At 61.3% G+C, this 21,746-nt stretch carries 12 protein-coding genes and 1 pseudogene; 6 read left to right on the top strand and 7 right to left on the bottom strand.

Annotation, left to right across the window (positions count from 1 at the left end; genetic code table 11):
* Positions 1–24: 24 nt before the first annotated feature.
* Together ACP0GE_RS17675 and ACP0GE_RS17670 are read right to left on the bottom strand one after the other, a co-directional pair.
* Positions 25–1,278 (bottom strand): sarcosine oxidase subunit beta family protein, encoded by a 1,254-nt coding sequence (locus tag ACP0GE_RS17675; RefSeq protein WP_424833220.1) that lies wholly within the window; start codon positions 1,276–1,278, stop codon positions 25–27.
* A 200-nt stretch (positions 1,279–1,478) separates the two neighbouring features.
* A complete protein-coding gene (locus ACP0GE_RS17670; protein ID WP_424833219.1) occupies positions 1,479–2,909 on the bottom strand; it encodes a Glu/Leu/Phe/Val family dehydrogenase in 1,431 nt (476 codons plus the stop codon).
* 424 nt (positions 2,910–3,333) lie between these two features.
* Here ACP0GE_RS17670 and ACP0GE_RS17665 point away from each other — a divergent pair, with 424 nt between their 5' ends.
* From ACP0GE_RS17665 to ACP0GE_RS17655, 3 genes are read left to right on the top strand one after another with little or no spacing between them, the layout of a single operon-like run.
* Positions 3,334–5,040, top strand: a complete 1,707-nt coding sequence (locus tag ACP0GE_RS17665) for a pilus assembly protein TadG-related protein (protein WP_424833218.1) — start codon at positions 3,334–3,336, stop codon at positions 5,038–5,040.
* Complete coding sequence (locus tag ACP0GE_RS17660; protein WP_424833217.1) at positions 5,037–5,657, top strand: TadE/TadG family type IV pilus assembly protein; 621 nt, start codon at positions 5,037–5,039, stop codon at positions 5,655–5,657. Before ACP0GE_RS17665 ends, ACP0GE_RS17660 begins: the two co-directional genes overlap by 4 nt.
* A gap of 10 nt (positions 5,658–5,667) precedes the next feature.
* Positions 5,668–6,258, top strand: a complete 591-nt coding sequence (locus ACP0GE_RS17655) for a TadE/TadG family type IV pilus assembly protein (RefSeq protein WP_424833216.1) — start codon at positions 5,668–5,670, stop codon at positions 6,256–6,258.
* Positions 6,259–6,264: 6 nt separating this feature from the next.
* Here ACP0GE_RS17655 and ACP0GE_RS17650 read toward each other — a convergent pair whose 3' ends face one another.
* Positions 6,265–6,735, bottom strand: coding sequence for a hypothetical protein (locus ACP0GE_RS17650; RefSeq protein ID WP_424833215.1), 471 nt, complete (start codon positions 6,733–6,735; stop codon positions 6,265–6,267).
* Positions 6,736–6,888: 153 nt separating this feature from the next.
* Between ACP0GE_RS17650 and ACP0GE_RS17645 the strand changes: the two are divergent.
* The 3 genes and pseudogenes from ACP0GE_RS17645 to ACP0GE_RS17635 form a co-directional block, all read left to right on the top strand.
* Positions 6,889–7,485, top strand: a pseudogene (locus tag ACP0GE_RS17645) (pirin family protein); the annotation flags it as partial.
* A gap of 109 nt (positions 7,486–7,594) precedes the next feature.
* A complete protein-coding gene (locus ACP0GE_RS17640; protein WP_424833214.1) occupies positions 7,595–8,701 on the top strand; it encodes a tyrosine-type recombinase/integrase in 1,107 nt (368 codons plus the stop codon).
* Complete coding sequence (locus tag ACP0GE_RS17635) at positions 8,698–9,831, top strand: tyrosine-type recombinase/integrase (protein WP_424833213.1); 1,134 nt, start codon at positions 8,698–8,700, stop codon at positions 9,829–9,831. Before ACP0GE_RS17640 ends, ACP0GE_RS17635 begins: the two co-directional genes overlap by 4 nt.
* A 365-nt stretch (positions 9,832–10,196) precedes the next feature.
* On the opposite strand, the gene ACP0GE_RS17630 is transcribed toward ACP0GE_RS17635, so the two are convergent.
* The 4 genes from ACP0GE_RS17630 to ACP0GE_RS17615 form a co-directional block, all read right to left on the bottom strand.
* The gene (locus tag ACP0GE_RS17630) at positions 10,197–13,667 is read right to left on the bottom strand and encodes a Calx-beta domain-containing protein (protein ID WP_424833212.1); all 3,471 of its coding nucleotides are present in this window, start codon (positions 13,665–13,667) and stop codon (positions 10,197–10,199) included.
* Positions 13,668–13,775: 108 nt separating this feature from the next.
* Entirely contained in the window at positions 13,776–14,132 is a 357-nt protein-coding gene (locus ACP0GE_RS17625; RefSeq protein WP_424833211.1) for a hypothetical protein, read from the bottom strand.
* Entirely contained in the window at positions 14,129–21,226 is a 7,098-nt protein-coding gene (locus ACP0GE_RS17620) for a choice-of-anchor R domain-containing protein (RefSeq protein ID WP_424833210.1), read from the bottom strand. Before ACP0GE_RS17620 ends, ACP0GE_RS17625 begins: the two co-directional genes overlap by 4 nt.
* 106 nt (positions 21,227–21,332) lie before the next feature.
* A complete protein-coding gene (locus tag ACP0GE_RS17615) occupies positions 21,333–21,728 on the bottom strand; it encodes a hypothetical protein (RefSeq protein ID WP_424833209.1) in 396 nt (131 codons plus the stop codon).
* Positions 21,729–21,746 lie beyond the last annotated feature (18 nt).

The following is a 21,746-nucleotide window of genomic DNA, read 5'->3' as shown; positions in this document are numbered from 1 at the left end:
TACTCAAATCCGACATCGCCACCCTCAATGCAGATTGTGCTGAGAGCCTGTGCCCTCTTCATCAATGATCCCGCGCCCGGTGCGGAAGCGATCCAGTTGGAAGCCAGTCGCATTCTCATGGTAGCGATCTGTCGCAATCAGATGCGCAAACACATTGCCCGAGCCCGGAACCGCCTTGAATCCACCGTAGTTCCAGCCGCAATTCAGATAGAGCCCGTCGATTTCCGTGCGATCGATGATCGGAGAACCATCCGGCGACATGTCCATGATCCCACCCCAGGATCGCAACACGCGCGCCTTGCCAATCATCGGCATCAGGGCCACGCCTGCTTCCATCACGCTTTCAACGGTAGGCAGATTGCCCCGCGCCGCGTAGGAGGCGTAGAAATCCAGATCTCCCCCAAAGACCAGCCCACCCTTGTCAGACTGGCTGATATAGAAATGCCCCATCCCGAAAGAGATCACGTGATCAATGCAGGGTTTCAGCCCTTCGGTGACAAAGGCCTGCAGCACGTGGCTTTCAATCGGCAGACGCATCCCGGCCATTGCCGCCACCAGGCTTGACCGCCCAGCAGCAACCATGGCCACCTTTTTCGCCCGGATTGGCCCGCGTGTGGTTTGCACTCCGCGCACCGCTCCGTTTTCGATATCGATGCCGGTCACTTCACAGCTCTGGATCAGATCCACACCACGCTGATCTGCACCACGAGCATAACCCCATGCCACCGCGTCATGCCGCGCCGTCCCCCCACGTGGATGATAAAGCCCGCCATAAAGCGGGAAGCGCAGATCGTTGAAATTGAGAAAGGGCAGCATCTCTCGCAGCTCATCCCGGTTTAACAGGATTGCATCGTCGCCCTGGCTGATCATCATGTTGCCGCGCCGCGCGGCTGCATCTCGCTGCCCATCCGAATGGAACAGGTTTATGATGCCACGCTGCGAATGCATGACATTGTAGTTCAGGTCCTCTTCCAGACCCTCCCATAGCTTTAACGAATGCGAATAAAACTCTGAGTTTCCCTGCAAAAAATAATTCGCGCGCACAATCGTTGTATTGCGCCCGACATTACCACCACCGATATAGCCTTTTTCCAGAACCGCGACGTTGGTCCGCCCATGTTCCTTGGCCAGATAATAGGCCGTGCTCAGGCCATGCCCGCCGCCACCGATGATGACGATGTCATATTCAGCTTTCGGCTCCGGCTCGCGCCAGTGTGGCGTCCAACCCCTATTGCCGGTCAGTCCTTCCTTGAGGACACGCAAGCCGGAAAAACGCATTCAAACCTCCCCGCAGGTGTGCCGGTATCAAACCAACTCTGACCAGAAGTAACAACGCCGAACACCCGCTCCGCCTCTGTTTTCGACGAATAATTGTCGGCAGGCGACCTTGGTTGATCTGACTGCAACATTGGCGCAGAACACAAAACGGCCGGCTTATTAGCCGGCCGTTTCTACGTTGAGTCTGATTTGATCGCCGGTCAGAGGCCTTTGGCCCGGTAGCTTTTAGCCACCCGGTCAATCGCAACGATGTAAGCTGCCGTACGCAGGTCGTCGACATCGGACCGGTTGTGCCAGACCTCGCTCATCGCCTGATAGGCAATACGCATCGTGTCATCGAGGCCCGAGCGCACAAGCTCCAGTTCATCCGCCCCTTTGAGGTACTTCGCCTTGAAGTCCGGCGACATCGACCAAGCATCCCCCAGATATCGATCCAGCCGCTGCAATTCGCTGACGATCAGTTCGTGCCGCGCTTCTTCCTGACGGCGCTGCATCCGACCAAAGCGGATATGGCTGAGGTTCTTGACCCATTCGAAGTAAGAAACCGTCACACCACCGGCATTGGCATACATATCCGGAATGATGACCGTACCTTTTTTGCGCAGCACCTCATCAGCACCGGCTGTCACCGGACCATTCGCAGCCTCAATAATCAGCGGGGCCTTGATCCGTTCAGCATTCGACAGGTTGATCACTCCTTCCAGCGCAGCCGGGATCAGGATGTCACAGTCTTCTTCGAGCACCGCGCCACCCTCAGCCGAATGCGTCGCGTCAGGATAATCCTTCACACCTCCATGTTTCACAATCCACTGGCGCACCGCCTCGACGTCGATGCCATCGGGATTGAACAGAGCACCGTCCCATTCGATGATACCGACGATCCGGGATCCGTCTTCCTCACTTAGGAATTTGGCGGCGTGATAGCCCACGTTGCCGAGGCCCTGAACAATGACGCGTTTGCCGTCCAGTTTTCCGGACATACCCGCCTTTTGGACATCTTCGGGATTACGGAAGAACTCTCGCAGAGCATATTGAATACCCCGACCCGTTGCTTCGACCCGGCCCGATATGCCACCTGCATTCAGCGGTTTCCCGGTTACACAGGCCCGCGCGTTGATATCCGTTGTGTTCATCCGCGCGTATTGGTCGGCCATCCAGGCCATCTCACGCTCGCCCGTGCCCATATCGGGGGCTGGCACGTTCTGGGACGGGTTGATCAGGTCACGCTTTGCCAATTCATAGGCAAAACGGCGCGTAATCTGTTCCATCTCATGTTCTTCGTATTTGCGCGGGTCAATACAAAGCCCGCCTTTGGACCCGCCAAAAGGTGCTTCGACCAATGCGCATTTGTAAGTCATAAGCGCGGCCAGCGCTTCAACCTCATCCTGGTTCACCGCCAACGCGTAGCGGATACCGCCCTTTACCGGCTCCATATGCTCCGAGTGAACAGAGCGGTATCCAGTAAAGGTGTGGATCTGTCCGCGCAGTCGAACGCCGAAACGAACCGTGTAGGTCGCGTTGCAAACCCGGATCTTTTCCTCAAGCCCCGGCGGCAGGTCCATCAGGGACGCCGCCCTGTTGAACATCAGATCAACACTTTCGCGAAAGCTGGGTTCTTTGATGCCGGTCATGTATTCCTCCGTGTCGGCGAATGACAAACGTCATGACTTTTTTGTCGCACCACTAGGCGCACGCCGCAATCATCAACTGCACTTTTTTTCATCAATTATTGAACAAGCCGTTTCCAATCTGGAATGAGTCGTTTGCTGTTTTTGAAAGCTCAATTGTTAATTTATTCGAAACAAAACCCTCAGAACCCACGGTAATAACGCCGTTTTTAACGGAAAATGAGTGGTATAAAGGGGTTTGCGCCCAAATCTCGCCATGATCCGCGTCTAAATTATTAACCTTGCAGATTACTGGTTCCGGTGCGCCCGGTCGGCAGAGGAATGCGTTATGAATAACTCTGATTTAAAGTCGAAGTTCATCAATTATTGTCGCGTACGTCAAAGTACGCAACGGCTCGGAAAATTTGCGGCCTCGGACGAAGGATCAATGACTATTCTGGCATTGTTCCTGTTCATGATCGTCTTTACCGTCGCCGGATTCGCCGTCGACTTGATGAGATACGACCGCGAGCGGGTAAAGCTTCAGTACGCTCTGGACCGGGCTGTTCTTGCCGCCGCCGACCTTGATCAGGACCTGTGCCCCAGAGATGTGGTCGTTGACTACCTGGCCAAGGAAAACCTGGATCAATATCTGGTCGGCGAGATAACGGTCGAACCGGACACCTGCGGTGCATCAAACGCGCGTCTGGAAGGCAAGCGCCTTGTTCGGGCCAGCGCCGAGATGGAGATCGGAACGCATTTCATGCAGTGGAGCGGCGTAGATACGCTGGGCTCCAGAGCGACCAGTGTTGCCGAAGAATCCATTGGTAACGTTGAAATTTCACTGGTTCTGGACGTTTCGGGTTCGATGCGGGGTACCAAGCTGACCAACCTGAAAACAGCAGCCAACGATTTCATCGACGAGATGACAGAGAAATCGGAAGACGGAAAGCTGTCGATCTCGATCATCCCCTATTCGGAACAGGTTTCGATCCCATCGTTCCTTATGAACGAGTTGAATACAATCGGTGCAAACGAGCGTGCAAACTGCGTGGATTTTGCCGCATCGGACTTCATCACTATGGATTTCGACGCCTACGATATTACTGATCCAGATACCGGCACGATTATCCGCAGGGGTAGCGACATCAATCAAACGCTTCATTTCCGGGACAACGGCAGCCGGGACTACCGGTATAGCGACAATTTGGTTAGCAGCAACACTTGCCGCCGTGAAACAAGCACCGATCAGCGTGAAATGGCGGTTATGCAAAAGAACGCCGAAACGCTGAAAAACAAGATCACCAATATGCAGGCCAGCGGCTGGACCTCGATCGATGTCGGCCTGAAATGGGGCCTGACGTTGCTGGACGACAGCATTCAGCCGTTGGTTGCACAAATGCAGAACAACGGTGCCCCCATCCCATCTGAATTTGGAGTTCGGCCCGGGCGCAATAGAACGTCGGACACGCTGAAGGTTCTGGTGTTGATGACCGATGGGGAAAACACTTACCAGCACAAGGTGAATCCGCCGTATAATAACGATGATTCCATGATCCACTGGAACGCGGGCGAAGGCTCTTATTCTGTCTATGACGAAGATAGGCTGCGCTGGGCGTGGCCAAATGTGGATATTACTGTTCGACTGGACGACGGCACCCGCTGGACCCGGGACAAATACCAGTCGATTCCACACGACTTGGGTGAAACTTACACCCGCTATCGCTGCACCAGCTATTATGACAACAGGTGCCATAGTGTCGATCGGAGCAGAACGCTTGAAGTCCCGGTAGGCGGTACTACGCTGGAGCAGTTGAAGTGGCCGGATGTATGGGCCCACACGGAAAAAAGTGCCATCTACAACTTGTTGAACCACACGTTCGGCTACACCTACGCGGAAGACTGGTGGGCGGTTTCGTCGACCGAAATTGGTCCATCGACCAAGAACCCCCGCGTCGCGTCGCTCTGTGCGCAGGCCGAACAGCAAGAGATTCTGATTTTCTCGATTGCCTTCGAAGCCCCCTCAGGTGTGAAGCAGCTCCTGAAGGACTGCGCCGTGAAAGACGGGCGGTACTATGAGGCGACCGGAACTCAAATCGTTGGCGTGTTCGACTCGATCAGCGCGACCATTCAAAACCTGAGACTAACGCAATGATTGGTTCGGTTAACAAGTGGATTCGCGAGTTTCGCGGCAGCGAAGACGGTAGCACCTCGCTGGTCGAGTTCATGGTCTGGTTTCCGATGTTTATCTGGATAACTTGGTCCGGTATCGACCTCGGCCTGATGTCTTTCAAGCATGCGAACCTTGAACGCGCGCTGGACGAAACCATCCGCGAAGTGCGTCTGAACCGCCTTCCGGTCGGGGAACCCGAATGGACTCATGATCTGCTCAAGACGATGGTCTGCGATCGGACCTACTTTTTAGAGCATTGTTCGGACAACCTGGCCCTTGAGATGAAGTCGGTCGACCCGCGGGGGAGCGACAATCTACTTGCGCCCGGTGCTTACTGTGCAGATCGGGCTGAGCAAATAGCGACGGACAGGCACGTGAGCTTTGATCGCGGCACGTCCAATGAAATGATGATCATTCGGGCTTGCTATGAAGTTCAGCCTGTTTGGGGCTTTACGATGATGGGCGATCTGGCCAGCCGGAACCCGAACGGAGAATGGGAACTGCATGCAACAACAGTTTTTGTTCACGAACCCCTCGGTGGCTCAAGCACCCCTGCAGGAAGCTCAGGGTCCGATCCGTCAGTTTCTACGGGTGGTTAATGGTGATCGCATGACAAAGCTCGGTATAAAACACTTTCTTAGACGTTTTGCCCTCAAGGAAGAGGGCGTGATCACGGTGGAATCCATGTTGATTCTTCCGCTTCTCATCTGGTCGATGCTTGCCTCGTACACCTTTTATGACGGATACCGCCAAAGCTCTCGCAGTATCAAGGGGGCCTATGCTGTGGCGGATGTCCTGTCGCGTGAGCAAGACGCTGTAAATGCTTCCTATAACGATTCAATGCTGGAATTGTACGAAACCATCGTTTCTACACGTTCCCCCGCGTCGATGCGTGTCACTTTTCTGACCTACAAAGCGGACACCGACAGCCATGATGTATTTTGGTCCTGTGTTCGGGGCGCAGATTACGCCTGGTGGACCCAAGGCAACATTTCAGGGATGAAGGACCACCTTCCGGGAATGCCCGACAACGGCAACATGATTGTTGTGGAAACCACTAACGAATATCGTGCGCCATTCACGAATATCGGTTTCAGACTAAGCAACTTCCCGATGAGCAACTTCGTGTTCACCCACCCACGGGTATTGGATCAAATCGTTACAACCGATCCTTCCTGCTACACGAATCCGGCTTATTAAGGGGCGTCAGCCCCTTTCAGCCAAAAGCGCGGACAGTATCTCGGACATGAATTTCGTCTCGGCGGCAGAGGTCATGCCGCCGATTCCGACCCGACGCCCCAACCGCCACCAAAGCCCGGGGGCCCATGACCTCTCCGCGGCCTTGCGCGTCTTTAGCAAGAACCCATTTGACGGTTTGAACGCAAAGATACCGCGATCCACGGCTTCGATATCCTTAATCGCGCAAATCACCTGCCCCGAGCTTGTACGCAGTTCGGCACGGGTCAGTTCTATCGCATCCTGCGTTGCCAGCCACATGCGCTGAGCCAGCCAGAACGATGCAGCCCCCATGGCAATCAGAAAGACCTGCCAGCCCAGCTCGGGAGGGGTGGCCAAAGCAACATAGATCACCATGGTCCCAACTGTGGCCACCATCCCAACCCCCAGCCAACGCCGGGGCGTCGAGGCCTGTACCCTGGCCAGCACGTCTTCTTGCATGAAACTCTCCTGATATTTGCGATTTTCTTAGCTGCTTTGCCCACCAAAGGACAGGGGGGGCTGAGCGTCATTGCACAAAGCAGGTGTATTTGTGCGAATTGATCGCAAACGGACAGGTCTTAGATTGCATCCAAGCAATCACAGGAGGCTGATATGTCCCTCAGACCCACTTTGGAAACACGCCGGGCTGTTCCGGCAATGGAAGGTGCCGGTGTCAAACTGCATCGCGCATTCGGATTTCAGGATCCGTCCGAGTTGGATCCGTTCCTGTTGTTCGACGACTTCCGCAACGACCGCCCCGAGGACTATCAGGCCGGGTTCCCCTGGCATCCGCATCGGGGGATCGAAACGATCACCTATGTGCTGTCGGGAACCGTGGACCACAGCGACTCGCTGGGCAATCACGGCAGTCTGGGTGCCGGTGACGTGCAATGGATGACTGCCGGGTCAGGGATTCTACATCAGGAAATGCCCAAGGGTAATGCCACAGGTCAAATGCACGGCTTTCAGCTATGGGGCAATCTGCCATCAGATCAAAAGATGACCCGCCCCCGTTATCAGGACGTGCAAAGCACTGATATCCCAGAGATTATCGATGACGATGGCACAATCGTTCGTGTTATCGTGGGTGACTTCTGGGGCAAGACCGGGCCTGTAGATGGCATCGCTGCGGACCCTCAATACTTGGACATTCGGATTCCGGCGGGCGTCAAAAAGACCTTTCGGGTAGACACCTACCGCCGCACCTTCGGTGCTAAATCTCTGAAATAGAGTTTCTTTTTTCCTCTCAAAGTCAAGGTTTCGGATCAGAACATGCGTGTTTTCGTCCGGGGCCGCAACCGGATGGAGGAACAGAAACATGCCACGACTCACCGACGCGCGGGTGCGCGACCTGCGCGCGAAAAAAACCACAAGAAACATCCGGGACACCGCCCTCGCGGGTTTCGGGGTCAGGGTTCTGCCCAGTGGCCGGAAGCGGTTCTTTCTGCACAGCCAGCACGACGGCCAGCGCATATGGAAAATCATTGGCGACCCTGCCGACATGACGGTGGCCGAGGCCCGCGAGCGGGCACGGGGCCTGCTGGCCTCAATGCGGTCGGGCCAACCCGACAGAGAGGCGCTGTTCGAGACCGTCGCGAAAGAAGCATTCCGCCGCCATGGCCGCCAGTGGAAGCCGAGTACACTCCGCAAGAATCAGCACTATCTCGACAAGCATATCCTGCCCCGGTTCGCTGGACGGCGGATTGCCGATATCACGCCGCAGGACGTGCAGGACTGGTTCGCCGCGATGCACGCGACGCCGGTTTCAGCGGATCGGTCGATGCCCGTCCTGTCGGTCATCATGACAGTAGCAGAGGCGGATGGCTTGCGCCCGGAAGGGTCCAACCCGTGCAAGGGAATCAAGAGATATAGGCGACAAAACCGCGACCGCTTTCTGTCCGATGCCGAGTTCGGGCGTCTTGGTGTGGCGCTGAGCCGGGCGACTCCATCAGCGGTGGTATCGCTCATCCGAGTGCTTGCACTGACGGGTTGCCGTTCGAGCGAGATCAGGACCCTTCGCTGGGCGGACTATCGTGACGGGCATCTCTTCCTGCGCGACAGCAAGACGGGTCCGCGCACGGTTTGGCTATCTGAAGCGGCCCGCGCGGTGCTCAACGCTCTTCCTCGTACTTCATCCTGGGTGTTTCCGTCTGAAAGGACCGACGGCCCAATGCCGTTGAATACCCTCAACTCCGTTTGGTTCCGGGTCCGCTCGGAGGGCGGTCTGAAAGATGTGCGTCTGCACGATCTGCGGCATTCCTATGCAAGCGTGGCCATCGCGAGCGGCGAGACCGTTCTCGCGGTGGGACGGCTTCTCGGACACCGCAACCCGGAAACCACCCTCAAATATGCGCACCACGCCGAAGCAGACGCGGAGAGAGCCGCGACCGCGATGGGTGCGGTTCTCGGGGGGACACGGACATGAGGGTGGTTCGATTGACAGATGCGCGCTCGAAGCAGTTCAAGCCGACTGCGCGGGAATACTCGGTTCAGGACAAGGCTGTTCCGTCCCTGAGCCTACGGGTCTATCCCACGGGCACGAAGACTTGGACCTGCATAGTGGACGGGCGCAAGGTGTCGCTTGGTCGGGTGGAGTTGATGCCCGTCGAGGATGCGCGCCGCGCCTGTCTGCGGTTGCAGGTTGACGGTGTTGCACCAAGCAAGGACCTGCCCACCTACCGGGTTTTTGTGGAGGATGTCTGGCGCGAAACGTGGTCCTCAAAGTGCAAGCCTACGACCATCAAGGGACGGGATTATGTTCTGACGAGGCAACTCCTGCCTGCCTTCGGGTCGCTGCGGCTTGACCTGATCACGCGGAAGTCAATCGAGAAGTGGTTCGGTGCCTACAGCGCGACCGCTCCGGGTGGAGCAAACCACGCGCTGCAACTCCTGCGCCAGAGCCTGAACTTTGCCATTGAGCGTGGCCTCATCGACAGCAACCCGGCGGGTTTCGTGCTTCCGAACCGGCGACCGAAGCTGACGCGGTTTCTGTCGCGGGATGAGATAGCACGGTTGAACGCGGCACTTGACCAGTACGCTGATGGTCGCGGGAGTATTCAGGCCGACATCATCCGCCTACTTCTGCTTACAGGTTGCCGGAGAAACGAGATTGTCCGCCTGAGGCGATTTGAGGTCGATGGAAACCGGCTCAGGCTCATAGACAGCAAGACAGGTCCGAGGACCGTATATCTCAGCCCAGAGGCCCGCAAGATCATCGAACGGCGCATGACCGTGACCGGAGAGTATCTGTTCCCGTCCCCACTGGACCCGGAGCGGCCCATATCTAAAAACCTTTGCCTCTGGTACAGGATTCGGCGGGACATCGGAATCGAGGATGTGCGTCTGCACGACCTGAGACACAGCTACGCGAGCCAGTGCGTGATGGCTGGCATTCCCCTGCCGGTCGTGTCCAAACTGCTGGGTCACAGCGACTGTGCGATGACCCTGCGATACACCCACGCCGCCGACAAGGATGTCGAAGCGGCGGCGGAGCGGATCGGAGCGCGGATTGCAAAGTTGTTGAAGATACCGGATCAGGCTGATCTGTCCGGATGAGCATAAGAGCTACGTTGATGCCGAGGTGGTGTTGCAGATGGTTGGCTACGTACGCGACGCCTGGCGGTACTACATCCAACGGGGTAGGGAAGGCCGCTAAGACCGCCTCTGGAACCTGCCGCCGATCATTTCGCGGCCGGGGTATTCCGTTTCCGCGCCTTGGACGGACTCAACCGATTTGGAGCAAATGATCGCGTCAGATGATCTGGCGCTGTTCTCCCTGCGCGGCACCGGTATCATCCTGCGGTAACAGTCACAGATGGCCTTCCCGTTCTGTCCGGCGTTTCGCCGGAACCGGTGAACTCCGCCCGTTCGAACGTCAGACCGTCCACTGGACGGTTTGCCGCTGCGGGGAGCAGTTCTCGCTACCATTTCCATTGCAGTGTTGCGCCTCCGCTGGCGCGGTCGTTGGCGGCTGTTGGCGGTTCGGTCCAGAAGTCGAGATTGACGTCCGCCGCGTGGTCGGCGTCGGGTTCGATGCGGTAGCCGAGGCGCGCGCCTGTGGCGCTGCCCGAACCTGCGGCGGTGATCGTGGTATAGGGCGAGCCCACCCGGCCCCGGCCCCGGCTGACGCCATAGGCCGCTTCGACGCTCCAGCTTCTGTCCCCACCCCCCGTCGGCGAGGCCTCCGGGAACAACCGCGGCCCCAGCAGCGCGTCCACACCTCCTGATGACGCGCCGCCGAATGTATGCGACAGCCGGGCCGCGAAGCCCCGCTTCGTCTCCGGTGTCGGATCGTAGGCGAGGTCGAGGGCCAGGCCCCAGTCCTCGAAGTTCCCGTCCTGATGCAGCGCCAGCGTCCGGCCCCGCAGCCCCAGTGACAGGCCGCGCGACGGATCGGTGAACTCCACACCGCCCCCGACCTCCAGCCCGAACCCGGTCTCCGCATCGCCCCCGTCATAGCGCAGCCCCGTTTCCAGGCGCGGGCTCAGCGTGGCCGCCGACGCAAAGCTGTGCTCCCAGCGGCTTTCCAGCCCCAGCCGCAGCCGCGTGGTCGAGCCAGACGTTGCCTCAAGGCCGGGCACCGCATCCGATGTGGTCCGGGTCCACAGCGCATCCGCCAGCCAGCGCAGTTCCGCGCCGCCAAGCGCCGCGACCGACCCCAACGCCCCGTCAGCGCCCGCCGCCGCCATGCCCCAGTCGATATCCGTCCTGAACTCCGAGCCATCTTCCGGCCTCAGCCTCATGTCGCCGGAGCCCAGACCCGCAGCCCCCCAGACCGACAGACGATCGCTCACATCCCAGCCCATATAGGGCACCAGCGCCGTCAGGTCCGTCTCCATCTCGCCGGACGCCTCGCCCAGAGTGTAGTCGATCTCGCCCCGGCTCCGCGACAGCATCAGACCGAACAGCCAGTCGTCGCGCGCCTGATCCGCCCCCAGCATGAAACTCGTCACCTCGCCCTCCAGGCCGAGATCACCCGCACGGCCGCTGAAGCCCGATTGCGCTCCCCGGCCCCAGAAGGCCAGCGCGGCACCGTTCTCCGTCTCCGACGTCAACGCGAAGGACGTGCCTGGCAGGATATCGGATGTCTCCTTCGCCTGAACTTCGGGGGTGCCGCCGGGGCCACCCGTCAACCCGTTACTCCAGGCGGCAACGGATGGATCGGCAGGCCTGCCGGACCCGGGTTCATACCTGCCCTGCCCGACGCAATTCCGGCGCCGGTCGTCGTCTTCCAAAACGTGATCCGGGGCAGACTTGCCGTCGTCGCAGATCACGTCCGGCAGCGCCTCTCCGGCGAAGCGGCCTTCGAACCCCGGGGTCCGGGCCGCGCCCAGCCGGTCCGTCACCGCGTCCAGCACCTGTTCGCCCACCGTGCGCCCGAACCGCGCCAGCGCCGGACGCACCACACGCTCCGCCAGATCGCTGTCGTCATCGGTGATGGTCAGCGTATGCGTGGTCGTGCTCCCCAGTCTGTACTGGCCGCCGCGATCTTCGATCAGTGTCACAACAACCGTCTCGTCCGCCTCCTGCTCACCATCGTCGAGGATCGTCACGGGAAGGGTGACCTCGCGCGCCTGCGCGGGCACCCGCAGCACGCCGTCCCCCGCCGTGAAGTCACGCCCCGCCGTCGCCGTGCCGGACAGGCTGTAGCGCAACTCCAGCGGCGCGGCGGACACCACATCGAAGCGCAGCGTCACCTCATGCGTGCCCGCCCGCTCAGGCACCGTCGAGGCCGCCTCCACGAAACCCACCGCCGCCTCGTCATCATCGGTGACGGTGACACTGACCGTGCCGGTCACCGATGCGTAGCCCCCGCCCGAGGCGCTGTGAAGGATGTCCGCACTGTCCACGGCGGCATCGACATCCTGCGCAGCCGCCACCGTCACCGTCTGCGGCGCGTTCCAGTTCACCGTGGTGAAGCTGAGCGTGGTCTGGTTATTGCTCGTGACGGTGTCGGTATCCACCGTCACGTCGGTATTGGTCGGCTGGGTCAGCGTCACCGTCACCGTCCCTGTCGGCTGGGTCGCCAGCGCCACCGTGTAGGTCGCGCTCCCGCCCTCCGACACTTCCAGCGGGTCCGCGGCCTGCGCAAACACAAGAGCCGCCTCGTCATCATCGGTGACGGTGACACTGACCGTGCCGGTCACCGATGCGTAGCCCCCGCCCGAGGCGCTGTGAAGGATGTCCGCACTGTCCACGGCGGCATCGACATCCTGCGCAGCCGCCACCGTCACCGTCTGCGGCGCGTTCCAGTTCACCGTGGTGAAGCTGAGCGTGGTCTGGTTATTGCTCGTGACGGTGTCGGTATCCACCGTCACGTCGGTATTGGTCGGCTGGGTCAGCGTCACCGTCACCGTCCCTGTCGGCTGGGTCGCCAGCGCCACCGTGTAGGCCGCGCTCCCGCCCTCCGACACTTCCAGCGGGTCCGCGGCCTGCGCAAACACAAGAGCCGCCTCGTCGTCATCGCTGACCGTGACACGGACCGTGCCGCTCACCGATGCATAACCCCCGCCCGAGGCGCTGTGAAGGATGTCCGCACTGTCCACGGCGGCATCGACATCCTGCGCAGCCGCCACCGTCACCGTCTGCGGCGCGTTCCAGTTCACCGTGGTGAAGCTGAGCGTGGTCTGGTTATTGCTCGTGACGGTGTCGGTATCCACCGTCACGTCGGTATTGGTCGGCTGGGTCAGCGTCACCGTCACCGTCGCCGTCGGCTGGGTCGCCAGCGCCACCGTGTAGGCCGCGCTCCCGCCCTCCGACACTTCCAGCGGGTCCGCGGCCTGCGCAAACACAAGAGCCGCCTCGTCGTCATCGGTGACGGTGACACTGACCGTGCCGGTCACCGATGCGTAGCCCCCGCCCGAGGCGCTGTGAAGGATGTCCGCACTGTCCACGGCGGCATCGACATCCTGCGCAGCCGCCACCGTCACCGTCTGCGGCTGGTTCCAGTTCGCCGTGGTGAAGCTGAGCGTGGTCTGGTTATTGCTCGTGATAGTGTCGGTATCCACCGTCACGTCGGTATTGGTCGGCTGGGTCAGCGTCACCGTCACCGTCGCCGTCGGCTGGGTCGCCAGCGCCACCGTGTAGGCCGCGCTCCCGCCCTCCGACACTGCCAGCGGGTCCGCGGCCTGCGCAAACACAAGAGCCGCCTCGTCGTCATCTTCAACCGTGACGCTGACCGTGCCGGTCACCGATGCGTAGCCCCCGCCCGAGGCGCTGTGAAGGATGTCCGCACTGTCCACGGCGGCATCGACATCCTGCGCGGCCGCCACCGTCACCGTCTGCGGCTGGTTCCAGTTCACCGTGGTGAAGCTGAGCGTGGTCTGGTTATTGCTCGTGACGGTGTCGGTATCCACCGTCACGTCGGTATTGGTCGGCTGGGTCAGCGTCACCGTCACCGTCCCTGTCGGCTGGGTCGCCAGCGCCACCGTGTAGGCCGCGCTCCCTCCGACACTTCCAGCGGGTCCGCGGCCTGCGCAAACACAAGAGCCGCCTCGTCATCATCGGTGACGGTGACACTGACCGTGCCGCACCGATGCGTAGCCCCCGCCCGAGGCGCTGTGAAGGATGTCCGCACTGTCCACGGCGGCATCGACATCCTGCGCAGCCGCCACCGTCACCGTCTGCGGCGCGTTCCAGTTCACCGTGGTGAAGCTGAGCGTGGTCTGGTTACCGTTCGTGACGGTGTTGGTATCCACCGTCACGTCGTGACGCGTCACCGTCACCGTCCCTGTCGGCTGGGTCGCCAGCGCCACCGTGTAGGCCGCGCTCCCGCCCTCCGACACTTCCAGCGGGTCCGCGGCCTGCGCAAACACAAGATCATCATCGGTGACGGTGACACTGACCGTGCCGGTCACCGATGCGTAGCCCCCGCCCGAGGCGCTGTGAAGGATGTCCGCACTGTCCACGGCGGCATCGGCGCAGCCGCCACCGTCACCGTCTGCGGCGCGTTCCAGTTCACCGTGGTGAAGCTGAGCGTGGTCTGGTTACCGTTCGTGACGGTGTTGGTATCCACCGTCACGTCGGTATTGGTCGGCTGGGTCAGCGTCACCGTCACCGTCCCTGTCGGCTGGGTCGCCAGCGCCACCGTGTAGGCCGCGCTCCCGCCCTCCGACACTTCCAGCGGGTCCGCGGCCTGCGCAAACACAAGAGCCGCCTCGTCATCATCGGTGACGGTGACACTGACCGTGCCGGTCACCGATGCGTAGCCCCCGCCCGAGGCGCTGTGAAGGATGTCCGCACTGTCCACGGCGGCATCGACATCCTGCGCAGCCGCCACCGTCACCGTCTGCGGCGCGTTCCAGTTCACCGTGGTGAAGCTGAGCGTGGTCTGGTTATTGCTCGTGACGGTGTTGGTATCCACCGTCACGTCGGTATTGGTCGGCTGGGTCAGCGTCACCGTCACCGTCCCTGTCGGCTGGGTCGCCAGCGCCACCGTGTAGGCCGCGCTCCCGCCCTCCGACACTTCCAGCGGGTCCGCGGCCTGCGCAAACACAAGAGCCGCCTCGTCATCATCGGTGACGGTGACACTGACCGTGCCGGTCACCGATGCGTAGCCCCCGCCCGAGGCGCTGTGAAGGATGTCCGCACTGTCCACGGCGGCATCGACATCCTGCGCAGCCGCCACCGTCACCGTCTGCGGCGCGTTCCAGTTCACCGTGGTGAAGCTGAGCGTGGTCTGGTTACCGTTCGTGACGGTGTTGGTATCCACCGTCACGTCGGTATTGGTCGGCTGGGTCAGCGTCACCGTCACCGTCCCTGTCGGCTGGGTCGCCAGCGCCACCGTGTAGGCCGCGCTCCCGCCCTCCGACACTTCCAGCGGGTCCGCGGCCTGCGCAAACACAAGAGCCGCCTCGTCGTCATCGGTGACGGTGACACTGACCGTGCCGGTCACCGATGCGTAGCCCCCGCCTGAGGCGCTGTGAAGGATGTCCGCACTGTCCACGGCGGCATCGACATCCTGCGCAGCCGCCACCGTCACCGTCTGCGGCGCGTTCCAGTTCACCGTGGTGAAGCTGAGCGTGGTCTGGTTATTGCTCGTGACGGTGTCGGTATCCACCGTCACGTCGGTATTGTTCGGCTGGGTCAGCGTCACCGTCACCGTCCCTGTCGGCTGGGTCGCCAGCGCCACCGTGTAGGCCGCGCTCCCGCCCTCCGACACTTCCAGCGGGTCCGCGGCCTGCGCAAACACAAGAGCCGCCTCGTCATCATCGGTGACGGTGACACTGACCGTGCCGGTCACCGATGCGTAGCCCCCGCCTGAGGCGCTGTGAAGGATGTCCGCACTGTCCACGGCGGCATCGACATCCTGCGCAGCCGCCACCGTCACCGTCTGCGGCGCGTTCCAGTTCGCCGTGGTGAAGCTGAGCGTGGTCTGGTTACCGATCGTGATAGTGTCGGTATCCACCGTCACGTCGGTATTGGTCGGCTGGGTCAGCGTCACCGTCACCGTCGCCGTCGGCTGGGTCGCCAGCGCCACCGTGTAGGTCGCGCTCCCGCCCTCCGACACTTCCAGCGGGTCCGCGGCCTGCGCAAACACAAGAGCCGCCTCGTCGTCATCGGTGACGGTGACACTGACCGTGCCGGTCACCGATGCGTAGCCCCCGCCCGAGGCGCTGTGAAGGATGTCCGCACTGTCCACGGCGGCATCGACATCCTGCGCGGCCGCCACCGTCACCGTCTGCGGCGCGTTCCAGTTCACCGTGGTGAAGCTGAGCGTGGTCTGGTTACCGTTCGTGACGGTGTTGGTATCCACCGTCACGTCGGTATTGGTCGGCTGGGTCAGCGTCACCGTCACCGTCCCTGTCGGCTGGGTCGCCAGCGCCACCGTGTAGGCCGCGCTCCCGCCCTCCGACACTTCCAGCGGGTCTGCGGCCTGCGCAAACACAAGAGCCGCCTCGTCATCATCGGTGACGGTGACACTGACCGTGCCGGTCACCGATGCGTAGCCCCCGCCTGAGGCGCTGTGAAGGATGTCCGCACTGTCCACGGCGGCATCGACATCCTGCGCAGCCGCCACCGTCACTTGCTGCGGCGCGTTCCAGTTCACCGTGGTGAAGCTGAGCGTGGTCTGGTTACCGTTCGTGACGGTGTTGGTATCCACCGTCACGTCGGTATTGGCCGGCTGGGTCAGCGTCACCGTCACCGTCGCCGTCGGCTGGGTCGCCAGCGCCACCGTGTAGGCCGCGCTCCCGCCCTCCGACACTTCCAGCGGGTCCGCGGCCTGCGCAAACACAAGAGCCGCCTCGTCGTCATCGCTGACGCTGACCGTGTCAGTGACAGGGCCGTCGAGCGTATAAGCCGGGTCGGCTTTGACTGTCACCCTGACCGCGCCATCCGCTTCATCAATGCTGTCAGCGGTCGTAGCGACCGTATATGTGGCGGAAGCCGTGCCCGACTGAATGATCACGCTCTTGTCGCCCTCATTTGTCGAAGCCACGAAATCGCTCGTGTCATCGTCCGCCACGATGAGCCTGACCGTCAGATCTGCCGACGGCGCCGGGCTGGCCGTCACCGTGAACTCTGCGCCCGTCCCCTCCGTAACAGCGGACCCGCCCGTGATCGTGATCTCCGGTGTCACAAGATCATTCACCATCACTGTGAAACCGTTGTTTGTGCCGTGGCGCGCGACCCCACCGCCCAGATTGCTCCCGACTGAAAGAGAAGTACCGCGCCCAAGCTGGATTGCGAATGTCTCCGACCCGCCGCTCTCGGCGGTAGCATCCATCACGGGGACCAGCTCGAGAACCGCCGGACCCGCTCCCGCTCCCGAGAAGGTCAGTTGCGGCATCAGAGTTGTTTCTCCGGACAAGGACACGCCGGTATTGATCCCGTCTCCACTTTTGAGGGACAAGGTGAAATCACTCGTGGTCACACCCGTCCCGCTAATGGAAAACGGCGCAACGATCTTCTCCCCGGCCACCAGCGCGCGGTCAAAACCCAACTCGAACGTGATTGTATCACCCTCGTCCACCGCGCCGGTGCCGTCGCGCACAAGACTTGCGGTTGTCGCTTCATCGTCCACGATCCGCACACGGTCGGACGCCTCGCTCGCGGAGACCGTATAGGCCCCGGCGGAGGCCGAACATCCCGCCGTTTCAGGGGCCACCGCCTCCACCGTCACAACGCTGTCCGCCTCATCAGTCGCATTATCCGCCCAGGGAACCTGAAACCCGTAATCTCCCGAATTCGCCGGAATGCTCAGGGTCCGGATCCCCTCGTTCGACGAGGACACCCGGTCCTCAATCGTCTCCGTCACCCGGACGCAGACAGTCAGACTCGACGAACCCGAAGGGGTCAGAGAGGCAATGAACTCCGCGGACCCCGCAACCTCCTCATAAGCGATTTGCCCTTCCTTGAGGCTCTGACCCTTAAACGCCTTCGCAGCGACCGACAGCACAGGCACCACCGTCCCGTCATCATCCTGCACCGTGACCGAAGCCATGTCCGGCGTGCCCGGAAAATAGTTGTCGCCATTCGCGACCGTCACGCTGACCACGCCATTCGCCTCATCCGTACTGTCGGCCTCGGTCGCCACCGTATAGGTGGCAGATGTCTGGTTGGCCGGAATGGTGACGGTCTTGTCCCCTTCATTGCCGCCAGCGACAAAATCACTGGTTCCGTCATCGGCCACAGAGAGATTGATCGTCAGATCAAATGGCTTTGCTATATCCGTTGACAGCGTAAACACCGCGCTGGTGCCCTCCACCACCGCAGCTCCACCCGAGACCGTCACTGCGGGGCTATCGTCATTGTCAAGCGATTCCAGGAATGCGGTATCCGTTTTGCCAGGCAAGTAGGTATCGGCACCACGCAGCGCCAATTTCGCGAAACCGGTCGGCTCAACATATGCGTCATCCACAGTCTGCACCACATAAGTCGCCGAGCTTTGTTCGGCTGGAATGATCAGCTCCTGATGGCCCCTTTGCTCCTCGGTTATAAGCTTAACCGTCTCGGAAAAGTCTTCTACGATCGAAACATCAAGCAACACGGTCAGCGCCGCAGACGTGTCCCCCGTCCGCGTGACAACAAAACTGCCCGTCTCGCCCTCCTCCACAGTCACTATCTCCGCCGCGAACGTCACCACCGGCAGGGCCGTATCGCTCACCGACACCGCAATCTCTTTGTCCGGGATTGCATTGTAGACCGGGTCGGTCGATGTCGCGCTGTGGCTGAGATCGACCATGCGGGGAGAACTCTGGGCCAGGCTGTCATCCACCCCGGTCACCGTCACCGTCTGCGCGTTCTGGAAGTCAGACGGCGTGAAGGTCAGGGTCCCGTCCCCGTTCGCCGTGCTCACCGTGGCCACGCCCGTATCTTCCGACGTGACCGACACCATCACATTATGGGTTGGCTGCTGGGACCCCTCCAGCCTCACTGTATAGGTCACACTCTGCCCCTCGCCCACACCCAGGCTGGACCTGCTCAGCACGATGTCGAACACATTATCATCATCGGTGACCGTGACGCTGACAACAGGGGCCACTAACCCGTTATAATTATTATCACTGGATGTAACTGTATGGCCGACCGTCACCACCCGGTCGGTGCTCTGATCGACATCATCATCCACCCCGGTCACGGTCACTGGCTGCGGGCTGTCCCAGTCGGTCGTGCTGAAGGTCAGGGTCGGGGGGCTGACTGTGGCGATATTTGTATCGCCCGAGGCGACCGCAATCACCACGTCATGGCTCGGCGGCCTGTCCAGCACCACCGTGTAGCTGCCCGTACCCCCGGCCTCCGCGACCGACAGGGAGGCCGGAGTGACGGTCACGCCTAACTCCGCTGCCTCGTTCACCGTGAGGGTGAACGCGTTGGCACCCGTGTCCGGGTCGGCGCCGCCGCCGACATTGGTGGCGAGGCTCGTGCGGTCAAAGCCGTTCGCGGTGGCGTCATCAGGACCGAGCGCCACGCTCAGCGTCTCGCCGCCGTCCTCGGCAACCCCGTCCACAACCGCTGTCAGCACCAGCCTCGCCGTTTCCGCCGCCGCGCCAGAGAAGCGCAGGCTCGGCGTTGCCGTGGTCTCCCCCGACAGCGCCACGCCGGTATTGAGGCCAGTACCCGTCTTCAGCGAAAGGCTCCAGTCGTCCGTGGTCACGCCCGTTCCCGAAACCGAGAGCGGCACATCGATGATCTCGCCCGCCACCAGCGCCCGGCCCAGCGTCACCGTGAACTCGGCCGTACCGCCCTCGGTCACCGCCCCGGAGCCCACCCGCGCCAACGACACCACGGTCGGGTCGTCGTCGCGGATGGTCAGGGTGTATGTGTCCGACCCGGACAAACTGACGGGATTATTGATCGGGATTTCGTCCTCGAGCAGAGTGAACGTGAACGTCTCGTCCGGTTCGTCAATGGCATCATTATGCGTTGATGCAGAAACGGTCAATCGCACAATTGCTGTGTGTACACCGATAGGGAAAAAGCTTTCAATGCGCTCAGTGCCAGAACAGACTGCCAGGCTATTTAAGTCATAATCCTGTTCATTCGTCGCCGTGCCCCCGTAACAGCTATACACAATGGGGTTTTCTTGATTGGCGGCGGAATCCGCCGCATAGGGCTCGGACAAAACAAGGCGAGGTGAAAACTGTAAATCGGCGGATTCATCCAGCGTGACGGCCGTCTTTTCCCAGGATATGGTTCGGCCGACGTCGTCGCGCAGGGTGATTGTGGCGCTGCCGGACCCCGTCGCGCCGCCGGGCAGACCCGTGGCGGTCAGGGTCGCGTCGCCGCCCGTGGACGACGAGGCCGGAATGCTGACCATGACCTGTTCATGGATGGTGTCGGCGTCTTTTATCGCCGTCAGCTTTACCATGGCGGCGGTGGCGGACCCGCCGGAGCTGCCGGTAAAGGTCACCGTCCCGCCAGAAAGCGCCACCCCGGTTGGGCTGCCCTTGAGGGCCAGGGTGAAATCCGTGCCGGGTTCCCCGCCCGTGAACAGCAGGGGGATCACCAGGCTTTCGCCGGTCGCCAGCGCCCGGGGAAGCGCCAGCTTGATCTCGGCCGCGTTGTTCGCGTTCCATTCCTGCGCCAGCGTGTCGGGGGCGGTCAACGTGACGGCAAGCGGCTCGGTCACCGTGACCGCGACTGAATCGATACTCATGCTGGTCGGATAATTGGTGGTGTCGGCACTCTTGGTCACCTGATGGCTGATGCTGGCGCTGCCCGCCGCCACCCCGTTCACCGTCACTTGCTGTGGCTCGTTCCAGTTGGTCATGGTAAAGGTCAGCGTTGCGGGACTGACCGTGGCCTTCGCCGTGGCCGAACTGGTCGGAGTGATCACCACATCGCCGGTCGGGGCCGTGTCCAGCACCACCGTATAGGTCACCGAATCGCCTTCATCCACGTACAGAGCCGCCGGGGTGACAGTCACGCCGGGCGTCTTGGCCTCGCCCTTGACGGCAATCTTGTAGGCAGAGTCGCTAATGGTGCCCCAGCTAAGGCTACCTCTCGTTTTAAAAAATCTGTTATTGGCGATGCTCCAGCCGGACGCGCCACCGGTATCCTCTGCGCCACTATTCGTTATGACGATTTCCTCAGTTGCGGAGGATTTACCCTTAAACACAATGAAATATGCGGTATTCGCTGCAAGGTCGAGGCCCTCGCCAGGCGCTGTGAACGTCAACGTATGATCTCCAGCCGTACCTTCGCAGTTGTCGGGACCTGTCAGCGTGCCGACAACCGTGCCCGGACTGCCACCGGAATTGCTCTGGATGGTGACCGCCAAGTCCGGACAACCCATAGTGTTCAAATTGCGCAATACTGCATCGACACTGGTCAGAACGTACCCCGCGCTGTTGTCGCCGGTCGTGAAGCCCTGAGCGCGGTCAGGGCGCAGGCGCGCGGCGGTTGCCGCATTCTGACCGGTATTACTCACCAGTACCGAACTCTGAGCCTGCGCCTCCGTTGCGAACCCCGTTGCCGCAAACAGACCCAGCGCAAGAGCCACGCCCATGCGACGCAGCACAGAGAGGCGGCGCAGGCCGGTGACAAGATGGTGCCCGAACCGCGCAGGCCAGCGCGTGCCGGAGGGCTCAGGACCGACAGAGCGGGCGCGACCTTCACAGATGCGTCTGGAAGCGGCCTGTCCGGGCCGCCATGATACGAACCTCATAACCGCGCTCGCGGACGCAGTAATGAGGCGTTCCGGCGTTCCGGCGTTCCGGCGTTCCGGCGTTCCGGCGTTCCGGCGTTCCGGCGTTCCGGCGTTCCGGCGTTCCGGCGTTCCGGCGTTCCGGCGTTCCGGCGTTCCGGCGTTCCGGCGTTCCGGCGTTCCGGCGTTCCGGCGTTCCGGCGTTCCGGCGTTCCGGCGTTCCGGCGTTCCGGCGTTCCGGCGTTCCGGCGTTCCGGCGTTCCGGCGTTCCGGCGTTCCGGCGTTCCGGCGTTCCGGCGTTCCGTGGAAGTGTGGGATGGTAAATCAGGCTGTCAACACCAGGGATACCAAAAACGAAATTCAAAATTCTTCCGGTCAACAT

Origin of the sequence: Ruegeria sp., assembly GCF_965243365.1 — a bacterium.
Taxonomy (GTDB): Bacteria; Pseudomonadota; Alphaproteobacteria; order Rhodobacterales; family Rhodobacteraceae; genus Ruegeria.
This window is presented reverse-complemented; position numbering and strand designations above follow the sequence as displayed.

What these genes read in the sequence shown, in the direction of transcription:
- ACP0GE_RS17675 (WP_424833220.1), bottom strand. Translation starts at nt 1,278, where the DNA reads ATGCGTTTTTCCGGCTTGCGTGTCCTCAAGGAAGGACTGACCGGCAAT.
- ACP0GE_RS17670 (WP_424833219.1), bottom strand. Translation starts at nt 2,909, where the DNA reads ATGACCGGCATCAAAGAACCCAGCTTTCGCGAAAGTGTTGATCTGATG.
- ACP0GE_RS17665 (WP_424833218.1), top strand. Translation starts at nt 3,334, where the DNA reads ATGACTATTCTGGCATTGTTCCTGTTCATGATCGTCTTTACCGTCGCC.
- ACP0GE_RS17660 (WP_424833217.1), top strand. Translation starts at nt 5,037, where the DNA reads ATGATTGGTTCGGTTAACAAGTGGATTCGCGAGTTTCGCGGCAGCGAA.
- ACP0GE_RS17655 (WP_424833216.1), top strand. Translation starts at nt 5,668, where the DNA reads ATGACAAAGCTCGGTATAAAACACTTTCTTAGACGTTTTGCCCTCAAG.
- ACP0GE_RS17650 (WP_424833215.1), bottom strand. Translation starts at nt 6,735, where the DNA reads ATGCAAGAAGACGTGCTGGCCAGGGTACAGGCCTCGACGCCCCGGCGT.
- ACP0GE_RS17640 (WP_424833214.1), top strand. Translation starts at nt 7,595, where the DNA reads ATGCCACGACTCACCGACGCGCGGGTGCGCGACCTGCGCGCGAAAAAA.
- ACP0GE_RS17635 (WP_424833213.1), top strand. Translation starts at nt 8,698, where the DNA reads ATGAGGGTGGTTCGATTGACAGATGCGCGCTCGAAGCAGTTCAAGCCG.
- ACP0GE_RS17620 (WP_424833210.1), bottom strand. Translation starts at nt 21,226, where the DNA reads ATGGGCGTGGCTCTTGCGCTGGGTCTGTTTGCGGCAACGGGGTTCGCA.